This is a genomic window from Kitasatospora sp. NPDC056181, from assembly GCF_042266225.1.
Lineage (GTDB): Bacteria > Actinomycetota > Actinomycetes > Streptomycetales > Streptomycetaceae > Kitasatospora.
In genome coordinates, this window is record NZ_JBHJUK010000006.1 from 28,652 (window position 1) to 46,633 (window position 17,982).

The following is a 17,982-nucleotide window of genomic DNA, read 5'->3' on the forward strand; positions in this document are numbered from 1 at the left end:
GAGGGCGTCCCGCCACCGTCGACAGGACCTGCCGGGCCGATCCGGTTAGCGTGAGCCCCAAGGACCGACGGAGAGCGACCATGCAGGTGCGAACGGTGAGGAACTGGGTGATCGACGCCGGGGGCAGCTGCACCACGGCACTACTGGACGACGGGACCCGGTGGCGGGAGGGCTCGGTGAACCCCGCTTCGGTCGGGGACCAGGCCGCCGACCACGCCCTGCTCGGGCTGCTGCGCGCCATCGCCCGCCGTCTGGGCGGCGGGCGGTCGACCGGCTGGCTGGCGACCGCCGCGGTCGACGCCGACGAGCCGCAGCGCGAGCTCGATCGGCTGGCCCGTCTGGCGGAACGGTCCGGCCTCACCGGCACCCTGGTGATCTCGCGGGACATCGTCCCGCTGCTCCTCGCTCCCCCGCTCGGGGGAAGGGGCGTGGCCGTGGTCTGCGGGACGGGTTCGGGCTTCCTCGCGAGCGACGGGATCCGCCCGCCCGCCTCGGCCGGCGGCTGCGAGTACCTGGGCAGCGACGAGGGCAGCGCGTTCGCCCTCGGCCTGGACGGCCTGCGGGCGGCCGTCCGGGGTGCCGACGGCCGGGGCACGCCGACGGCGCTCGGCCGGGCACTGGCCGAACACACCGGGTCCCCGGTGCCCGAGCTGGCCCGCCGGCTCGCCACCGAGCCCTTTCCCAAGGCCGCGGTGGCCGCGCTCTGCGCCGTCGTCTGCCGCTGCTGGCTGGACGGCGACGCCGTGGCGGCCCGGGTGGTGCGCACCGCGCTCGGGGAACTCGTCCGCGGGGTGCGCGCGGTCCGCGACGCGGCGGGGCTGACGGACGGCTGGTCGGCGGCCCTCGGAGGCGGGGTCTTCCACGGCTGCCCGGCCTTCGCCGAGGCGTTGCGCCGGCGGATCGTGACCGAGCTCGGCGCCGACCGCCCGCCCGTGGTCGTCGACGACCCGGTCCGCGCGGTGCTCGCGGCCCTGCGCGCGCACGAGCACGGCCCGCCCGCGTCCCTGGCCGGGCGCTGGGTGTGGCAGAGACCGCTGGGCGGAGGAGAGACGCGATGACGCACGGACCGATCACCCTGGGGCTGTGCCTGGCGGCGCTCGCACCCCTCGGCCTGGAGGAGGCGCTGCGGGTCGCCGCCCGGAGCGGCGTCAGCGTGGTCGACCTGCCGGCCGACCGCGCGTTCCGGCTGGTCGACGCCGACCGTCTGGACGATCCGGGCCACCACCGCACGGTGCGGGCGGCGCTCGGCACGGCCGGGATCGAGGTGGGTTGCGTCAGCAACAGCCGTGACACGCAGGTCCTGCTCGGACCGCACGGCCCCCACACCGATGCGGTGCTGGCGGGCCCGGCCGAGGCCAAGCGGGCGTACGGACTGCGGGCCGCGCTCGGCACCGTCCGGCTGGCGGCCGGAGTCGGCGCCCCGCAGGCCAGGCTGATGCTGGGGGTTCCGGACCTCGGCCGCTGGCTGTCGTGGTGGGGCAGCGGGGTGAGCTGGCAGGACAACATCGAGGCGTGGGCGCGGGCGGCGGCGCCGGTGCTCGAACTGGCCGACCGTCTGGGTGTGCAGGTCCTGGTGGAGCCGCACCCGAAGCAGGTGGTCTACGACCCGGCGAGCGCGAGGGCGCTGCTCACCGCCGTCCCCGCGGTACGGCTCTGCCTCGACCCGGCGAACCTCGCCGCGGTGGGCCACGACCCGGTGGCCGCCGTGCGGGGCTGGGGCGGCCGCGTGGCCGCCGTGCACGCCAAGGACCTCGAACTGTGGCGCGACCCGAGGAATCCGCAGGGGGCCGGCTGGGCCCGCTACGGTCCGGGGCCCGCGATCCGCTTCCGCGCGCTCGGCTCCGGTGAACTGCCCTGGCACTCGGTGGTGGCGGCGCTGCTCGACGAGGGCTACCGCGGGGTGGTCTACGTGGAGCACGAGGACGCGCTCCTGCCGACGGAACAGGGCGTGGCGAACTCCCTGGCGGTGCTACGGGGGCTGCTGCCGGAGACCGCGGCCCAGGGGAGGACGTGGTGAGCACGGACGGAGTGCGCGGCGCCCTCCTGGCGGGCGGCGTGGGCGAACGCATGGGACCGCTGACCGCGAGGACGTGCAAACCGCTCGTCCCGTACGCGGCGTCCTGCCGACTGGTCGACTTCAGCCTGGCGAACGCCGTCCGCTCCGGGCTGCCCGAGGTCGTGCTGCTCTCCCTGCACCGCGAGTCCGACCTGGTGCGTCATGTGCTCGCGCACTGGGACGGCCACCCGGGCACCCGGCTGCACTTCGGCCCCCACGACCGGCTGGTCCGCGGCGGCGGCGGACCGGCTCCCGGCCGCCCCCTGCCGGAGCGCCCGGCCGAACGCGGCACCGCGGACGCGCTCCTGGCCAACGCGGAGCACCTCTTCGCACCGGGCGCGCGCGACCTGCTCGTCCAGCACGCCGACCACGTCTACGTCTTCGACTACCGGCCGATGGTGGCCGCACACCGTGCGTCGGGGGCGCACTGCACCATCGGCGTCCAGCGCGTCGAGCGCAGGTACGTGAAGTTGTTCGGAATGGTCGAGGTGGACGCCGGGCTGCACGTGCGCGCACTCGTCGAGAAGCCGTCGGACCCGACCTCGGACCTCGTCTTCACGGCCTTCTGCCTGTTCCGCATCGACGCCCTCCAGGAGGTGCTGCACGAACTGGCGGCCGGCGGTGACGACCACTGGCAGCACGACATCAGCCGTGACGTGCTGCCCCGCATGATCGCGCAGGGCCGCCCGGTCCGGGCGTTTCCGGTCGCCGGCTACTGGGCGGACATCGGCACCGTCGACCGCTACCACGCCGAGCAGCTGAAACTGCTGCGGCGGCCGTACCCGATCCCGCCCGGGACGCTCCCCCGCACCCTGCGCGGGGCCGCACCGCGCTTCGTGCCGGCGTCGGGAAGCCTGCTCGGCACGGAACCCCCCGGGGACGCGGTGGTCGAGCAGAGCGTGCTGCACCCGGGCTGCCGGATCGAACGGGGGGCGCGCGTGCTCCGCTCGGTGGTGCTTCCCGGCGCGACGGTGGCCCGGGGCGTGACCGTACGGGACAGCATCGTGCTGGCCGACGAGCAGCTGACGGCCGACCGCGAGGGGCTGGCGGTCAGCCGGATCGATCCAGGGCACGGTTCAGTTCCTCCGAGGTGATGAACGAGGTGTGCGTGCCGGCCGAGCGGACGGCGTGCGCCCCGGCCAGCGAGCCCGCCCTAGTGCACGTCTCCCAGTCCCGCCCGGACAGCCAGCCGTGGAGGAACCCGGCCACGTAACTGTCGCCGGCGCCGTTGGTGTCCACGACCTCCGCCGCGGGCACCGCGACCGGTGGCACGTGCCGCACCGGCTGACCGGGCAGCTTCAGATAGCTCCCGCGGCCGCCCGCCATGACGACCACGGCCTTGGCCCGGCCCCGGCCCAGGATGGCGTCGGAGACCTCCTCGATCCGGTCGCCGATGGCTCCGGAGGAGAGGAACACCAGGTCGGCACCGTAGGCGAAGTCCTCCCGGTACTCGTCCCGCCCGTCCCAGTTGTGCAGATCGGTGGAGGTGGACAGCCCCGCGTCGACCGCGTCCGCCAGCGCGTGCCGCGCCCAGTCGACGAGTGAGAGGTGTGCGTGCCGGGTGCGGCCCAGGGCTTCCCGGTAGAGGTCCGGGCTCACCGTCATGCCCGGCGGATGACGGCCGTCGTAGAGCGAGATCCTCACGCCCTGCGGATCCACCAGGTTGACACTGCGCCGGGTGCCGCTGGGGTGGATCCGGTGGGTGAAGGACAGCCCGGCCTCCGCGTAGTGGGCCAGCACGAGCCGGCCCTCGGGATCGTCGCCGATCACGTCCGCGAAGTGCGTCCGCAGGCCGAGGGAGTGGCAGCCCAGCGCCACGCCGTTGCCGGTGTGCCCGACGTACCGCCGGATGGGCGGCACCTTGATCGTCTCCCGCTCGGGCAACGGAAGCCGCGGCACCCGGACGATGGTGTCCACGCCGACCCCGCCCACCACGACGACGTCCCACTCAGTCATCCGGCCCCCCGGGGGCGTCCGCCTCGGCGATCAGCGCCCGGTGGATCTCCTCGTCGGTCACGTCGTCGGCGACCACCGTCTCACCGAGCTCCACGGGGAGGACGAAGCGGATGTGCCCGTCGCGGATCTTGCGGATCTGGCCCAGGGCGTTCAGCGTCTCGACCGGATCGACCCGGGCCGGGAGGTCGGAGATCACGACGGGCAGGCCGACCTCCCGGAGGAGCCCGGTGATCCGCCGCAGCAGCGCCGGGGCCAGCAGCCCACGGCTCCGGGCGATCCGGGAGGCGCAGGCCATTCCGTACGCGACCGCCTCGCCGTGCAGCACGTGCCCGTACCCGGCGACGGTCTCCACGGCGTGGCCGACGGTGTGGCCGAAGTTCAGCGGTCTCCGCAGGTCCTCCTCGTACGGGTCCTTGGCGATCAGCCGGCACTTGATCACGCTCGCGCCGTGCACCAGCCGTGCGGTTGCCACCGGGTCGGCGCTGAGGAGGTCGGCGTGCCGCTGCTCGATGAGCTCGAACAGCTCGGGCGAGGCGATGACCCCCTTCTTGATCGCCTCGGCGAGCCCCGCCCTCAGGTGGCGGCGGTCCAGCGTGCGCAGGTAGCCGACGTTCGAGACGACCGCCGAGGGCTGGTAGAACGAACCGATCAGGTTCTTCGCCGAGGCGTGGTCGACGGCGACCTTGCCGCCCAGTGCCGCGTCGACGTGGGCCAACAGCGTGGTGGGCACGTTGATGTAGGGCACGCCCCGCATGTAGGCGCTCGCCACCCAGCCGACGGTGTCGATCACCACGCCTCCGCCCACGGCCAGGACCACGTCCCGGCGGGCCAGCGCGCTGCCCGCCAGCCAGTCCAGCAGCCGGGCCGCCGTTGCCAGGCTCTTGCTGTTCTCCCCGGCGGGGAAGGAGGTCATCGCCACCGTCAGCCCCGCGTCGGTGAGGCGGTCGGCGAGCCGCCGGGCGTGCAGCAGCGCCACCGAGTCGTCGGTGATCAACGCCACCCGCCGGCCGCCGATCTCCGAGCACAGCCGGTCCACGGCGCCCTGCTCGTCGTGGCACACGTGGACGGCGTACTCGTAGCTCCGCCGCGCCGAGGCGACGATCGGGCCGTCCGAGTCCCGTGGCAACGCAAGCCGTTCTGAAATCCTGACGCATTCGGCCAAGCTTCACCGCCTTCAGACCTGCCGCATGGCGCGCCGACCGGGAAAACCGGTCCGAAGATAGCGCGCCGCGGGGCGATCGGTTCGTACATTTACTGGTTCCCGACGAGTCGTCACACGGATGGGGATCGGCCCGTTCATCGGATCGTCCGATGAAGATCCCGCGGGCGGGTGTCGAGCACGGCCCGTGTAGGTGTCGGACACGGCCCGTGCAGGTGCCGGGCACGGCCCGCCACGGGTGGCCGCCGATCCGGTCGCCGGGCGCGTCCGGCGCTTCGGCGGTGGCGCCGTCGGCGGCCCCGCCCGGGGAGGGCCGCTACCAGTCCACGGGCCCGGTCTGCACGGCGTCCGGGGGCCCGGCCGACGGGGCGCCCGGCGGGAGCGGCTGCTCGGCCCAGATGATCTTGCCCTCCGAGGTGTACCGGACGCCCCAGCGTTCGGTGAGGCGGGCGACGAGGAACAGACCGCGGCCGCCCTCGTCCTCCGCGACGGCGTAGCGCAGGTGCGGGGCGGTACTGCTGGTGTCGGAGACCTCGCAGATCAGCGCGCGGTCGTACAGCAGCCGTACCTTGATCGGTCCGGTCGCATAGCGGATGGCGTTGGTCACCAGCTCGCTGAGCACCAGCTCGGTGACGAAGACGGCCTCGTCGAGGCCCCACTCCGTGAGCCGGCGGGTGGCCTCGGCACGGGCCCGGGCCACGGCCTCGGGGTTCGAGGCCACCTCCCACGCGACGGTCCGGTCGGGCTCCAGCACGCGGGTACGGGCGACGAGCAGGGCGATGTCGTCGGTCTGGCGTTCGGGCAGCAGGGCGTCGAGCACGGCCTCGCAGGTCTCCTGCGGCGATCGGCCGGGGCGGGCGAGGACCGACGTCAGGACGTCCAGGCCGACGCCGATGTCGCGGGTACGGTCCTCGACGAGGCCGTCGGTGTAGAGGACGAGGCTGCTGGCCCGTGGCAGCCGCACCTCCGCGGCCTCGAAGGGCAGCCCGCCCAGACCGAGCGGCGGACCGGCGGGGAGGTCGAGCAGCTCCACCGTGCCGTCCGGGTGGACCACGACCGGCGGCGGATGCCCGGCCCGGGCCAGGGCACAGGTGGCGGTGCTGGGGTCGTAGATCGCGTAGAGGCAGGTGGCGCCGGTGATCGCGGGCTCGCCCCCGGCTGCGGCCGTCTCCTGGTCGATGTGGGCGACCAGTTCGTCCAGGTGTCCGAGGAGCTCGTCCGGCGGCAGGTCGAGGGCGGAGAAGTTCTGGACCGCGGTGCGCAGGCGGCCCATCGTCGCCGCCGCGTGCAGGCCGTGGCCGACCACGTCGCCGACGACGAGCGCGACCCGGGCGCCCGGCAGCGGGATCACGTCGAACCAGTCGCCGCCCACGCCCGCCTGCGCGGGCAGGTAGCGGAAGGCGATGTCGACGGCGCTCTGCTCGGGCACCGCGCGCGGCAACAGGCTGTGCTGCAGGGTGACGGCCATCGTGTGCTCGCGCGTGTAGCGGCGGGCGTTGTCGACGGACACGGCGGCCCGGGCGGCCAGCTCCTCGGCGAGGGACAGGTCGTCCTCCTCGAACGGGCCCCTGTCCCGGCCGCGCCAGAAGCAGGCGACGCCCGTCAGCACACCCCGCGCCGTCAGCGGGACGGCGATCAGCGACACCAGGCCGTACTCCAGCACCGCCTGCGTCCGCTCGGCGTCCTGCTTGCGCCAGCCGGCGTCGGCCGCCAGCTCGGGGACCAGCGCGGACCGCCCGCTGACGAAGCCCTCCGCCTGCGGGGTGCTCCCGGCCCACCGGACCAGCGTCCCCTGGCGGTACAGCGGCGAGTCGTCGGGAACGCCGCTGAGCGCCACCCTCCGCAGCACCACCGGGGCGTCGGCCGCCAGGGTCTGCGGCTCCTCGCCGCGCAGGACCGCTTCGGCGAGGTCGACGGTGGCGTAGTCGCAGAACTCCGCGGCGGCCAGGTCGGCGAGCTCCTCCGCGGTGCGCCGGACGTCCAGGGTGGTACCGATCGCCATGCTCGCGTCGTACAGCAGCCTGAGCCGGCCACGGGCGACCTCGGCCCTCCCGGCGAGGGCGCGCAGCTCGGTGGAGTCGCGCAGGGTGGTGACGCTGCCGGACGGGCCTCCCGCACTGTCGATCGGGCGGTTGTTGACGGCCAGCATCCGGTCGCCGACGGGGAGTACCTCGTCGGTGACCTCGCGGCCGGAGAGCAGCAGGTCCTCCGTGCGGGCGGCGAGGCCGAGATCGCTGACGGCGCGCCCCTCCACGTCGGGGGGCAGGTCGAGCAGCAGGCGCGCCTCGTCGTTGGCGAGCAGGATGCGGCCGTCGCCACTGCCGATGACCACGCCCTCGCGCACCGCGTGCAGCACCGCGTCGTGGTGCTCGTACATGCGGGTCATCTCCTCCGGCCCCAGGCCGTGGGTCTGCCGCAGGAGACGCCTGCCCACCAACGCGGTGCCGGCCGTGGCCAGTCCGAGCGCGACGGCGCCCGCGCCCAGGACGACCGGCAGCTGGCGGTTGATCGCACTGCTCACGTTGGCGACCTTCACCCCGGAGGACACGATGCCCACGACCGCGCCGTTGGCATCCTTCACCGGGACCACCACCTGGTACTCGTGGCCAAGCGGGCCGTGCACCTGCTCGACGGTGACCCCGCCGTTCAGCGACGGCCCGATGGTGCCGACGAACTGCTTGCCGATCTGCGCGGGATCGGGGTGGGTGTAGCGGATGCCGTTCCGGTCGGTGACCACGATGAAGTCGACCCCGGCCGCCATGCGGGCGGATTCGGTCAGCGGCTGGAGCACCGCGCTGGGATCGGGGCCCTGCATCGCCTCCACCAGACCGGGGCCGTGGGCGAACGACTGGGCCGCGGCGAGCGAGCGGTCGCGCGCCGCGTCGTAACGATCACTGCGGGACTGGATCAGCAGCGCGACGACGGCCGCCACCACCAGCAGCAGCACGATCAGCACCTGCAGGACGAACATCTGCCCGGCGACGCTGCGGATGCTCATCATCGACCGCAGGCTCTGCGGCGACGGCTCCCGCTGCGCCGGGGGTGGAGGTCGCCGCCCACGACGGCTGCCCGGTCGGTGCCGGGGCAACCGGAAAGGGCGGCCCGCGTCTTTGGCCATACGCCCATGGTCCCGCGCAGGGCACGAGGAGGACACACGACGCGGGTCGGAGCTCGCACGGGAGCCGCTGCAGGTGCCGCGGCCCCCTCAGGTGCCGCGCGTACCGCCCGGACGACGGACCGGACCACCGACAACGCAACGTCGCCGGCGCCGCACTCTCCGCGCGCGGGCCGCCCCTGACACCTGTGGTGTCCGGGGCGGCCCGGCGGCGGCGTCAGTAGGTGGTGATGCCGGGGTCGGAGAGGCCGGGGGCGCCGGTCTCGACGTGGCCGGCGAGGCGGCGCACGAAGTCGCCGGTGCCGCTGGAGGTGACGGTCACGTCGTACCAGTGGCGGCAGGCGCTCAGGTCGACGATGTACGCGAGGGTGGTGCCGCGACGGACCGTGACGGTCTGCGGCGTGCCGCCGTAGGCGTTGGCCACCGTGAGGACGGCGTCGGCGCCCGTGTTGGTGAAGGTCAGGTCGAGGTTGCCGGTGGTCGGGTTGTGGCGGGCGGTGACCTCGGGCCCGGCGGTCGTACCGGGGTTGCGGAAGCGGCGTAGGAAGCCGTTGGGTCCGTGGACGGTCAGGTCGGTGACGCCCTTGGAGTACGTGGTGTTCCACGCGTCCGAGATCGTCTTGCCCGCCTCCGCGGTGTACGTCCACGGTCCGTCGGTGCGGTTGGGCGAGGTCACCAGGAACTGGGCGCCCGCCGAGCTGCCCGCACTGAAGGTGAGGCGGTACTTGCCGGTGGCGGTGTCGGCCGAGCCGTCCACGTACGGCGCGTACTTCAGCGGGCGGGTGGGCCTGGCGCCCGGCTCCTGCTTCGGCATGGTGCCGGTGGCGGGCGGGGTGGGCACGTAGTCCGGGTGCCGGACGCGGTCCGGCGGGAGGTAGGCGGCGGTGGAGGGCAGCGTCGCCGGCGTCGCGTTGGACGCGGTGAAGTCGAAGGCGGAGGTCAGATCGCCGCAGATCGCACGCCGCCAGGGCGAGATGTGGGGCTCCGCCACGCCGAAGCGGCGCTCCATGAACCGGATGATCGAGGTGTGGTCGAAGGTCTCCGAGCAGGCGTAGCCGCCGGTGCTCCACGGGGAGACGACGAGCATCGGCACCCGCTGGCCGAGACCGTACGGCCCCGCGGAGTAGCCGATGCTGCCGGCGTACTGGTCGGCGGTGGTCGCCACGGTCGACAGGCCCTGGGAGGCGGAGGCGGGCGGGAACGGCGGCACCACGTGGTCGAAGAAGCCGTCGTTCTCGTCGTAGGTGATGAACAGCGCGGTGCGGGCCCACACGTCGGGGTTGGAGGTCAGCGCGTCCAGCACCTGCGAGATGTACCAGGCGCCGTAGTTCGCCGGCCAGTTGGGGTGTTCGGTGAAGGCCTCGGGGGCGGCTATCCAGGAGACCTGCGGCAGCGTGCCGGCCTGGACGTCGCGCCGCAGGAGGTCGAACAGGCCGTCGCCCGCCTTGGCGTTGGTGCCGGTGCGGGCCTTGTCGTACAGCGGGTCGCCGGGCTTGGCGTTGCGGTAGTTGTTGAAGTAGAGGAGCGAGTTGTCGCCGTAGTTGCCGCGGTAGGCGTCGCCGATCCAGCCCCACGAGCCGGCCGCGTCCAGGCCGTCGCCGACGTCCTGGTAGATCTTCCAGGAGATCCCGGCCTTCTCCAGCCGCTCGGGGTAGGTCGTCCAGCTGTACCCGGCCTCCTGGTTGCCGAGGACCGGGCCGCCTCCGGTGCCGTCGTTGCCGGTGTACCCCGTCCACATGTAGTAGCGGTTGGGGTCGGTGGAGCCGATGAACGAGCAGTGGTAGGCGTCGCAGAGGGTGAAGGCGTCGGCGAGCGCGTAGTGGAACGGGATGTCGTCGCGGGTCAGGTACGCCATGGTGGTGGCCGTCTTGGCCGGGACCCACTGGTCGTACTTGCCGTTGTTGAACGCCTTGTGGCCACCGGCCCAGTCGTGGTTCAGGTCCTGGATGAACTGCATCCCCAGGTTGTTGGCCTGGGGCCGGAACGGCAGCACCTCCTTCTTGGCGGCGTCCGTCTGGTGCCACACCGACTTGCCGCTCGGCAGGGTCACCGGGCGGGGGTCGCCGAAGCCGCGGACGCCCTTCATCGTTCCGAAGTAGTGGTCGAACGAACGGTTCTCCTGCATCAGCACGACGATGTGCTCGACGTCCTGGATGGTGCCGGAACCCCCGGCCGGGGCGATGGAGGCGGCTCGCGCGATGCTCTGCGACAGCGACGAGAACGCGGCGGTCGCGCCGGCGAGTTGGAGGAAGCGGCGACGGTTCAGCTCTGCCATGGGTGGATTGACCTCTGCATGTCATGAGGGTGGAGGACGGCCTCCCCAAGGACAGCGGCTGCGGGGTACCGTCCGGCGGACCGTTCATGACTGCCCGCTGTACGCCCGGCGAACGCATCGAGTTGTACGGACATGTGGTGGCGGATCACCTCGTCGCTCCGCCCTCGCCCGCGCCGGGTCCGCGCATGCTCGCCCTGCTCCGGCTTCCGCCCCGTCCAGCTCCGGCCTCCGGGCGGAGGCCGGAGCAGGACGGGTTCCCGTGACGGGTACGGAGGCCGGTCAGGCGGGCTTCTGGCAGAGCAGCGCGTACGGCCGCGAGGCCCAGAGTTCGTACCAGGGCTGGCTGTAGGCCACGCCGGTGACGAACTCGCCGTCGGCGCACTGCCCCTTCGAGTAGCGGTACGCGAAGTCACCGCCGCCGGCCGCCGCCGGCCGGTTGTCGCCCTTGTCGAACCAGGCCGTGTGGACCGAAGTACTCAGCGGAGCAGCCGACTTGGCGCACAGGACTCCGATGGAGCGGCCGTTGCGGCTGTACCCGGTCGCGACGTGGCCGGCGGGGCACTGCGCCTTGGTGTAGCCGTACGCCCAGTCGGTGGTCACGTACGTCTCGTCGTGCACGACGGCGGACGCGTGGCCCGCGTCCCACGGGTCGGCCGTGGTGGCGTTGGTGGCGCTGGTGGCGTTGGTGCACAGGCCGCGGTCGCTGCCGTGGCTGAGCCCGATCAGCCGGCTGCCGTCCGGGCACGAGGCCTTGCGGGCGCCCGGGTCCCAGTCCGGCCGGGTCTTCAGGTAGGCGGAGCGGTTGTCGTCGCCCGCGCTGGAGTCGAGCTGGGCCCAGACCGGCGAGCCCGTCGGGGCCTGGCCGACGCTCTGCGAGGTGATCGGCCACTCGCGGTGGAAGGCGAGGAACGGCAGCTCCTTCTCCAGGACCGGAGTCCCGAGGACGGCGAGGCGGGCCATCAGCGCACCGTCGATGTCGAGGCCGCCGTAGAGGTCGAGCGTGCCGTTGACGCTGGGCGTCGCGCCGCCGAGGACGACCGAGCCGTTCACCGCGGTCCGCAGATAGGGCTCGATGGAGGCCTTCACGCCGACCGCGTCGTAGAGGGCTATCGAACCCTCGGCCAGCAGGCCGGTCCGCACGGAGGCGTTGCCGCTGAGCGCGAGGCGCAGCGGGGAGACGGTGGACGTCCCGGGCTCGGTGGTGGTGGTCCAGCCCTGGCCGCCGGCGTAGTCGGAGTGCACGCCCCAGTGACCGTCGTACGACTGCTCGGCGTCGATCGTCACCGTCCCGTCCGCACTGATGGCTGCGGACAGCGTGAGGTTCAGGTTGATCACGACCGGCAGCGGACCGACCATCACCACCGGGCTGGCGCCGAGCTTGGCGAGCGGGATCTTGACGGAGGCTCCGGCAGCGAGGTTGGTGCCGCTGACGTGCCAGTCGGCGTGGGCGCCGAGGTCGAAGCCGACCCGGGCCTGCTGGGGCGCGAGGACGCCGAGGCCGCCCTGGTAGGAGAAGCTCACGGCGGGGTCGATCCGGACCGAGCCGGACAGCCGGACCGAGGAGCCGTTGGGCAGCGGGACGGTGGCGTCGGCGCTCAGGCCGAGACCGCTCGTGATGGTGCCCCGGCCGCTGGTCGGGCCTATGTCGACGGACGCCTTGAGGCCCTCGACCTGCGGCTCGACCCGGATCGAGGCGGGGTCGACCGGGGCCTTGAGGCTGGTGTTGGCGTCACCGAGCAGTTCCGGGAGGGTCGCCGGGCGGGTGGTGACGGCGACCGTCCCGTCGGAGGCCTCCTTCACCCCGGTGACGGCGACCAGGGCGCCCTGCGGTGCGGCCGGCGTGGGCGGACTGTCGATCAGCCGGCCGGGCTGGACGTCGGCCGTCGAGGTGCCGGGGGTGGCGGCGGCGTTCCCGGCCGCGTTCCCGGCCGCGTTCCCGGTCGCGGTGAGCACGGCGTCGCCGGTCCTCGGGTCGTAGGAGGTCAGCGCCAGCGCGGGTGCGCCGGTGGGCGTGGCGGGGGCGGCGGGCGCGGCGGCCCCGGCGGACTCGCCCCCCTCGGCCGGGGTCGCCACGGTGGCGGTTGACACGCCGTCGGCCGCGGGCGCCAGAGTCGCCGCAGTGGCGGGAACATCGGCCGGGGCGGTGGCTGTGGCCGTGGCCGGGGCGGTGGCGCCCGCCACAGGGGCGGGTGCCGCCACCGCGACGTCCAGGGTGAAGCCGGAGAAGACGAGCAGAGCGCTGGTCGCGGCGGCAGGGAGTAAGAGCTTGCGTTTGGCCACGTGAGGTCCTTCCGGGTCGGCGGAGGTCTGATGCTGTGCAGCCAAGTCTTTCGGGAGCTGCTTACCCAGGACCTCGCACCAACCAAAGCCTCCCCGGACGCATCGTGAACTTCCCGTGTCCGCTTCGAAGTCGAACCATCCACCGGTACGGCACAGGCCGACGGGGGCAGGCGCGGGCGGGCGGGGTGGGCGCTCACCTGATCACCCGTCAGTTCCACCGTGCACCGGCCGCCCGCAGCCGCCGTCGTCCCGGCCGGCGACGCCGACAGCCAGAGGCGGGCCGGCCTCGGTGGACGGTCGTCCGGGCGATCAGGGTCACCCGGCCATCAGGGTCGTACGACGAGCCCTCCGTGCGGCCCCGGTCGAGGCGGGGACCGCACGGAGGGCTCGGCGTTCCACGGCGCAGCCGATCGGCGGCCCCGAGAGGTGGATCAGCCCAGGATGGCGGGGTCCTCGGCGAGTTCGGCGAGCAGGGCGTCCAGCTTCGCGCGGTCGACCGAGGGCATCACGAAGACGTGCACGTAGCTGCGGCGGGTCGACTCGTCGCCCGGGACGAGCAGCACGTCCTGCGAGGACAGCGACCACTTCGCCACCAGCTCGGCGCTCGGCTTGCGGAACCGCACGGTGACGGCGCCCGGGGTGCGGGCCGGCCAGAGGGCGACGCCGAGCTCCTGCTCCATGGCCAGCAGGCGCCGCTCCAGGTAGTCGGCGAGCTCCTGCGCGGTCCGGATCCGGTCGACCTGGTCCTGGTAGGAGTGGCGGGACAGGTGGTCCCAGATGATCAGCGGGGAGAACCCGTTGCGGGAGCCGGCGAAGGTGGTGTCGGGCGCGCCTATGTAGTCCGGCTGGGACGGCGGCGAGATCTGGTACTTCACCTTCGTCATGTAGATGCCGCAGGGCCACGGCGCGCCGGCCCACTTGTGGCCGCTCATCGCGATCGAGGAGACCATGTCGACCTCGCCGGACCCGTCGGTGGGCAGGGCCAGCCCGAAGTCGAACTCCGGCAGCTCCGCCTCCGGCGTCCAGCCGTAAGCCGGGTCCTGGGAGGCCATCCGCAGGAACGGCGCGTAGCCCGCGCCGAGCGCGCCGTCCACGTGGATCCAGAAGCCGCGGCGCACGTCGACCAGCGGCTGCCCGGTGTGCGGGTCCGTCCCGTACACCACCTCGCGCCGCAGCAGGCCGTGCCGCTCGAAGATCGGCAGCAGACGCTCGCAGACCGTCCGGACGTCGTCGTGGGCGCCCTTGAAGGTGCTGCCGAGGTTGAGGTTGACGAAGACCGGGTGCCCCTTGGCGGCGAAGAACTCGACCAGCACGGCGAGCGCGTCGACGTCGATCTCGCCCGGGCCGTCCCACGAGAACCCGGACGGGCCCGGGCGGGACGGCACCTCGGCCGGCCACTCGCGGCGCCCGGTGGCCGGGTCGACCAGCGGGCACTCGTCCGGGTACAGCTCCAGGCCGACGGCCTGGAAGGTCTCGACGGCCAGCACGCGGACGGCCTTGGCGAAGGAGTAGTGGGTGTCCTCGGAGTAGAAGGCCACCGGGCGGTGGGCATTCGGGTTGTGCCGGTCGGGCGCGGCCTGGACGTAGCGCACCTCGTCGCGGGGGGCGGCCGGCGGGTGGATCAGCGCCTTGCCGCTGAGGTAGTCGCGGGCGTTCCAGAGCGCGTACATGTTGCCCTCGGTCGAGCCCATGGACAGCATGTAGCCCCAGTACGACTCGGGGTCGGCGGGGTCGTGCGGGCGCTTCGCGTGCCACAGCTCCGCGTAGTAGTCGAGGACGGCGCGCTCGACGACCTTGGTGTTCGGCTTGTAGCCGCCGCTCTGGAACGGGTCGCCGAGGTTGTTGATGTTGTTCGGCATGAACCGGGCCAGGTCCAGCGCGGTGCCCTGCATGTCCTGGGTCGCCTGGTAGCCGACCAGGTGCTTGCGCTTGCGCGTCAGGTACTCGTCCACCGTGTCCAGCGCGCGCAGCCGCTGGGCGTCGTCCAGTCCGGCTGCGGGGAGCACGAAGTCCCCGCCGTCCAGCTCCGGGCCCGGGTCGACGGCGGTCGCGGCGGTGGTCGCGGGCGCGGTCGCAGGCGCGGCGAAGGTGGCGGTCGGGCTCATGGGCGGGGCACTCCGGGCGTGGTGGGGAGGTCGAGGGGCGTTCGCCGCCCGCGCCCAGGATGGAACTCTCCAGCGATTCTGGGAAGCTCCTCCGAACAAGATTCGGTCGAAGCCCGGATGAGTTTGCTCATCGACGGCGTCGGCTGGAATCCTGGCGGGCATGCCGAACAATCCGCAGCACCGGCGGACCCCCATCGACGACACGGACCGGGCGATCATCCGCGCCCTCGCCGACAACGCCCGCATCCCGAACAACGCCCTCGCCGAGGCGGTGGGCATCGCCCCCTCCACCTGCCTGGCCCGCGTCCGCGCCCTCCAGGAACGCAACGTCATCCGCGGCTACCGCGCCGAGGTCGACCCGGCGGCCATCGGCCTGCCGCTCCAGGCGATGATCTCGGTCCGGCTGCGCGCCCACACCCGCGAGCAGAACGAGAGCTTCCGCAGCACCGCCCCCGACCTGCCCGGCGTCCTGGCCGTCTTCCACATGGCCGGCTCCGACGACTACCTCCTGCACGTCGGCGTCGCCGGTCCCGAGGCCCTGCGCGACTTCGTCGTCGACCACCTCACCACCCACCCGGCGGTGGCCCAGACCCGCACCAACCTGATCTTCGAGCAGATAGCGGGCCGCCGCTACCTGGGGCACGTCTGACCCTTCCCGCCGGGCGCGCGTCGTCCTGCGGGCGGGCACGCGTCGTCCTGCCGGCGGGCGCACGGCTTCCCGCCGGCGGGAGGGCGGCTTCCCGCCGGCGGGAGGGCGGGCCCGCCTCGCCGGGCCCCGCGTGGAGAGCCGACCGGAAACCGGCACCGTTCGATCGACGAACGACAACCACGGACCTCGTGGCGATGCGCGAGGGACCGCCGGTACCCCCTTGGCCGTCGATGGCTACGCCCCCTTCCCTCCACTACCTGAAACGATGGAACGTCCTCGACCGCCCGCGCGGGCCACCAGCCGATCCACCGGCGAGGACCGTCGGACGAGTCGGACGCCCAGCCATCCCATCCCACGGTGCTGTGCGACGGCACCGCCTGAGTCGGACTCACCCTTCAAGAAATCAACCGACTCAGCCTTAAGGACCACTTACGGTTACAGGCATTGACGTGTCCAGGTCCGGACGGGAGGGTGACGACCAGGCGGCGCAGTCCGCGCTGCCGGCCCGCCCCCACCACCTCCGGAGCCCCCGTGATCACTCGCCGGACCATGCTCGGCGCCTCCGTCGCGGCCCTGACCGCGCCGGCCCTGTTCGCCCTGTCCCCGACCGCGGACGGCAGTACCACCCCGCAGCGGCTCGACGTCGATCTGGTCAACACCGTGTCGTCCCAGCCGGTTTACGCCTACGTCCTCGGCCTCGACCCGGCCCGGGGCAACAGCTGGGCCTTCCTGCGGTCCGACGGCAGCACGCTCTACCACCCGTCCTCCCCCGCCGCCCCCGGCGCGCCGCTCGGCGCCGACTGTGCCATCGCGCTGGGTGCACCCGGCGGCACCCCGAGGCGGATCCAACTGCCCTACCTCTTCAGCGGCCGGATCTACTTCTCCATCGGTCGCGAGCTGGTCTTCCTGGTCAACCCTGGCCCGGGCATCGCGCTGCCCTCGGTGAGCAACCCGAGCGACCCCAACATCGGCACCTCCTACGGGTTCTGCGAATTCACCTACGGGCCGGACCAGTTGTACGCCAACATCAGCTACGTCGACTTCGCCGCCGTCCCGATCGCGTTCGACCTGACCGCCGCCGGGGGACGGCAGAGCGTCCGCGGCCTGCCCGCCGGCGGCCTGGAGTCCGCCGCGAACGCACTGCGCACGCAGGCCGCCGGCGACGGCGGCGACTGGGCCCGGCTGATCGTCCCCGACTCCGCCGGCCGGACCCTGCGCATCCTCAGCCCCAACACCGCGATCAGTGCCGATCCGTCGCTGTTCAACGGCTACCTGGACGGTTACCTCGCCGCCGTGTGGCAGAAGTACCAGAGCACCGACCTGGTGATCGACACCCAGGCCGGGTGGGGCACCGTCACCGGCCGGGTCAGCAACGGCGTGCTCACCTTCCCCGGAGTCGGCGGCTTCGCCAAGCCCTCCACCGCCGCCGTCTTCAACTGCAGCTCGGCGCCGTTCACCACCGGCAACGACCTGATGGGCAACCTGAGCGCCCGGCTCGCCGCCGCGCTCAACCGCACCACCCTGCTGGAGAATCCGCACCAGCCGGACGGCGAGAACCCGGCCGCCTTCTACACCGCCGCGCGCACCAACCACTACGCCCGCATCCTGCACGCGACCAACCCCGACCACCTCGGCTACGCGTTCCCGTACGACGACGTCCACCCGGCCGGCGTGGACTTCGAGGGCCGGGTGCAGTCGGCGAGCCCGACCCTGCTCTCCGTCACCGTCGGAGGCGCCCAGGGCCCGGCCGACCCCGGGCCGTCGCCGCAACCCGGCGGCGGGACGAGCGCGTTCGGCACCATCCAGGCCGAGTCCCACAGCTCGCAGTCCGGCACCGCACCGGAGACCTGCGGCGACACCGGCGGCGGCCAGGACATCGGCTGGATCGCGAACGGCGACTGGCTCGGCTACGCCGGCGTGGACTTCGGCAGCTCCGGCGCGACCCGGTTCCAGGCCCGGGTCGCCTCCGGCGCCGCACCCGGGGTCAGCGGCCTGGTCCAGGTCCGGCTGGACAGCCCGACCGCCGCACCGGTCGGCAGCTTCGCCGTCGCCAACACCGGCGGCTGGCAGAGCTGGCGGACGGTGCCCACCGACATCACCCGGACCACCGGCAGGCACACCGTGTACCTCACCTTCACCAGCGGGCAGGGCGCCGACTTCGTCAACCTCAACTGGTTCACGTTCGGCTAGGCACCGTCTGTCCGGAGCATCCGGCGGGCCGGAGAGGGGGCCCGCGCTGCGGAGGGCGGCCGGGGAGGCCGTTGTGGTCCTCTCGCACGAAGTCGTCCTCGGCAGGCCGAGCCGCCGCAGAGGGCCCGCAGCCGACAGGAGGGCTGTCTGCCGGTGGCCACTGGTCCGCCGGCAGACAGCAGCGATGTTCAGCTGTC

11 protein-coding genes are annotated in these 17,982 nt (G+C 73.3%); 5 read left to right on the forward strand and 6 right to left on the reverse strand.

The genetic code is table 11. From position 1 onward, the window contains the following. Positions 1-80 precede the first annotated feature (80 nt). Genes ACFC1F_RS04555 through ACFC1F_RS04565 form a run of 3 tightly spaced genes read left to right on the forward strand, consistent with a single transcriptional unit; the run spans position 81 to position 3,150 of the window. Positions 81-1,058 carry a BadF/BadG/BcrA/BcrD ATPase family protein gene (locus tag ACFC1F_RS04555; RefSeq protein WP_209414959.1) on the forward strand — a complete coding sequence of 326 codons (978 nt, stop codon included), beginning with the start codon at positions 81-83 and terminating at the stop codon, positions 1,056-1,058. Then, positions 1,055-2,017 (forward strand): sugar phosphate isomerase/epimerase family protein, encoded by a 963-nt coding sequence (locus ACFC1F_RS04560; protein WP_376155612.1) that lies wholly within the window; start codon positions 1,055-1,057, stop codon positions 2,015-2,017. Before ACFC1F_RS04555 ends, ACFC1F_RS04560 begins: the two co-directional genes overlap by 4 nt. Next, positions 2,014-3,150, forward strand: a complete 1,137-nt coding sequence (locus ACFC1F_RS04565; protein ID WP_376155614.1) for a sugar phosphate nucleotidyltransferase — start codon at positions 2,014-2,016, stop codon at positions 3,148-3,150. The genes ACFC1F_RS04560 and ACFC1F_RS04565 overlap by 4 nt, the downstream gene beginning before the upstream one ends. Here the strand turns inward: ACFC1F_RS04565 and ACFC1F_RS04570 are convergent. From ACFC1F_RS04570 to ACFC1F_RS04595, 6 genes are all read right to left on the reverse strand, one after another. Then, complete coding sequence (locus ACFC1F_RS04570) at positions 3,107-4,012, reverse strand: carbohydrate kinase family protein (protein ID WP_376155615.1); 906 nt, start codon at positions 4,010-4,012, stop codon at positions 3,107-3,109. The two genes, ACFC1F_RS04565 and ACFC1F_RS04570, sit on opposite strands and share 44 nt — an antisense overlap. After that, positions 4,005-5,138, reverse strand: a complete 1,134-nt coding sequence (gene aroB / locus ACFC1F_RS04575; RefSeq protein ID WP_376155617.1) for a 3-dehydroquinate synthase — start codon at positions 5,136-5,138, stop codon at positions 4,005-4,007. The genes ACFC1F_RS04570 and aroB overlap by 8 nt, the downstream gene beginning before the upstream one ends. Positions 5,139-5,487: 349 nt before the next feature. Further along, complete coding sequence (locus ACFC1F_RS04580; protein WP_376155618.1) at positions 5,488-8,172, reverse strand: SpoIIE family protein phosphatase; 2,685 nt, start codon at positions 8,170-8,172, stop codon at positions 5,488-5,490. Positions 8,173-8,503: 331 nt separating this feature from the next. After that, the gene (locus tag ACFC1F_RS04585; protein ID WP_376155619.1) at positions 8,504-10,561 is read right to left on the reverse strand and encodes a phosphocholine-specific phospholipase C; all 2,058 of its coding nucleotides are present in this window, start codon (positions 10,559-10,561) and stop codon (positions 8,504-8,506) included. Between the two features lie 279 nt (positions 10,562-10,840). Then, on the reverse strand, positions 10,841-12,841 hold the full coding sequence (locus tag ACFC1F_RS04590; RefSeq protein ID WP_376155620.1) for a hypothetical protein: 2,001 nt from the start codon (positions 12,839-12,841) through the stop codon (positions 10,841-10,843). Between the two features lie 431 nt (positions 12,842-13,272). Next, complete coding sequence (locus ACFC1F_RS04595) at positions 13,273-14,946, reverse strand: histidine decarboxylase (protein WP_376155622.1); 1,674 nt, start codon at positions 14,944-14,946, stop codon at positions 13,273-13,275. 160 nt (positions 14,947-15,106) lie between these two features. On the opposite strand from ACFC1F_RS04595, the gene ACFC1F_RS04600 reads away from it, so the two are divergent. Together ACFC1F_RS04600 and ACFC1F_RS04605 are read left to right on the forward strand one after the other, a co-directional pair. Beyond that, the gene (locus tag ACFC1F_RS04600) at positions 15,107-15,595 is read left to right on the forward strand and encodes an Lrp/AsnC family transcriptional regulator (protein WP_209414950.1); all 489 of its coding nucleotides are present in this window, start codon (positions 15,107-15,109) and stop codon (positions 15,593-15,595) included. Positions 15,596-16,126: 531 nt separating this feature from the next. Next, entirely contained in the window at positions 16,127-17,785 is a 1,659-nt protein-coding gene (locus ACFC1F_RS04605; protein WP_376155623.1) for a beta-1,3-glucanase family protein, read from the forward strand. The last annotated feature ends 197 nt before the right edge of the window (positions 17,786-17,982 follow it).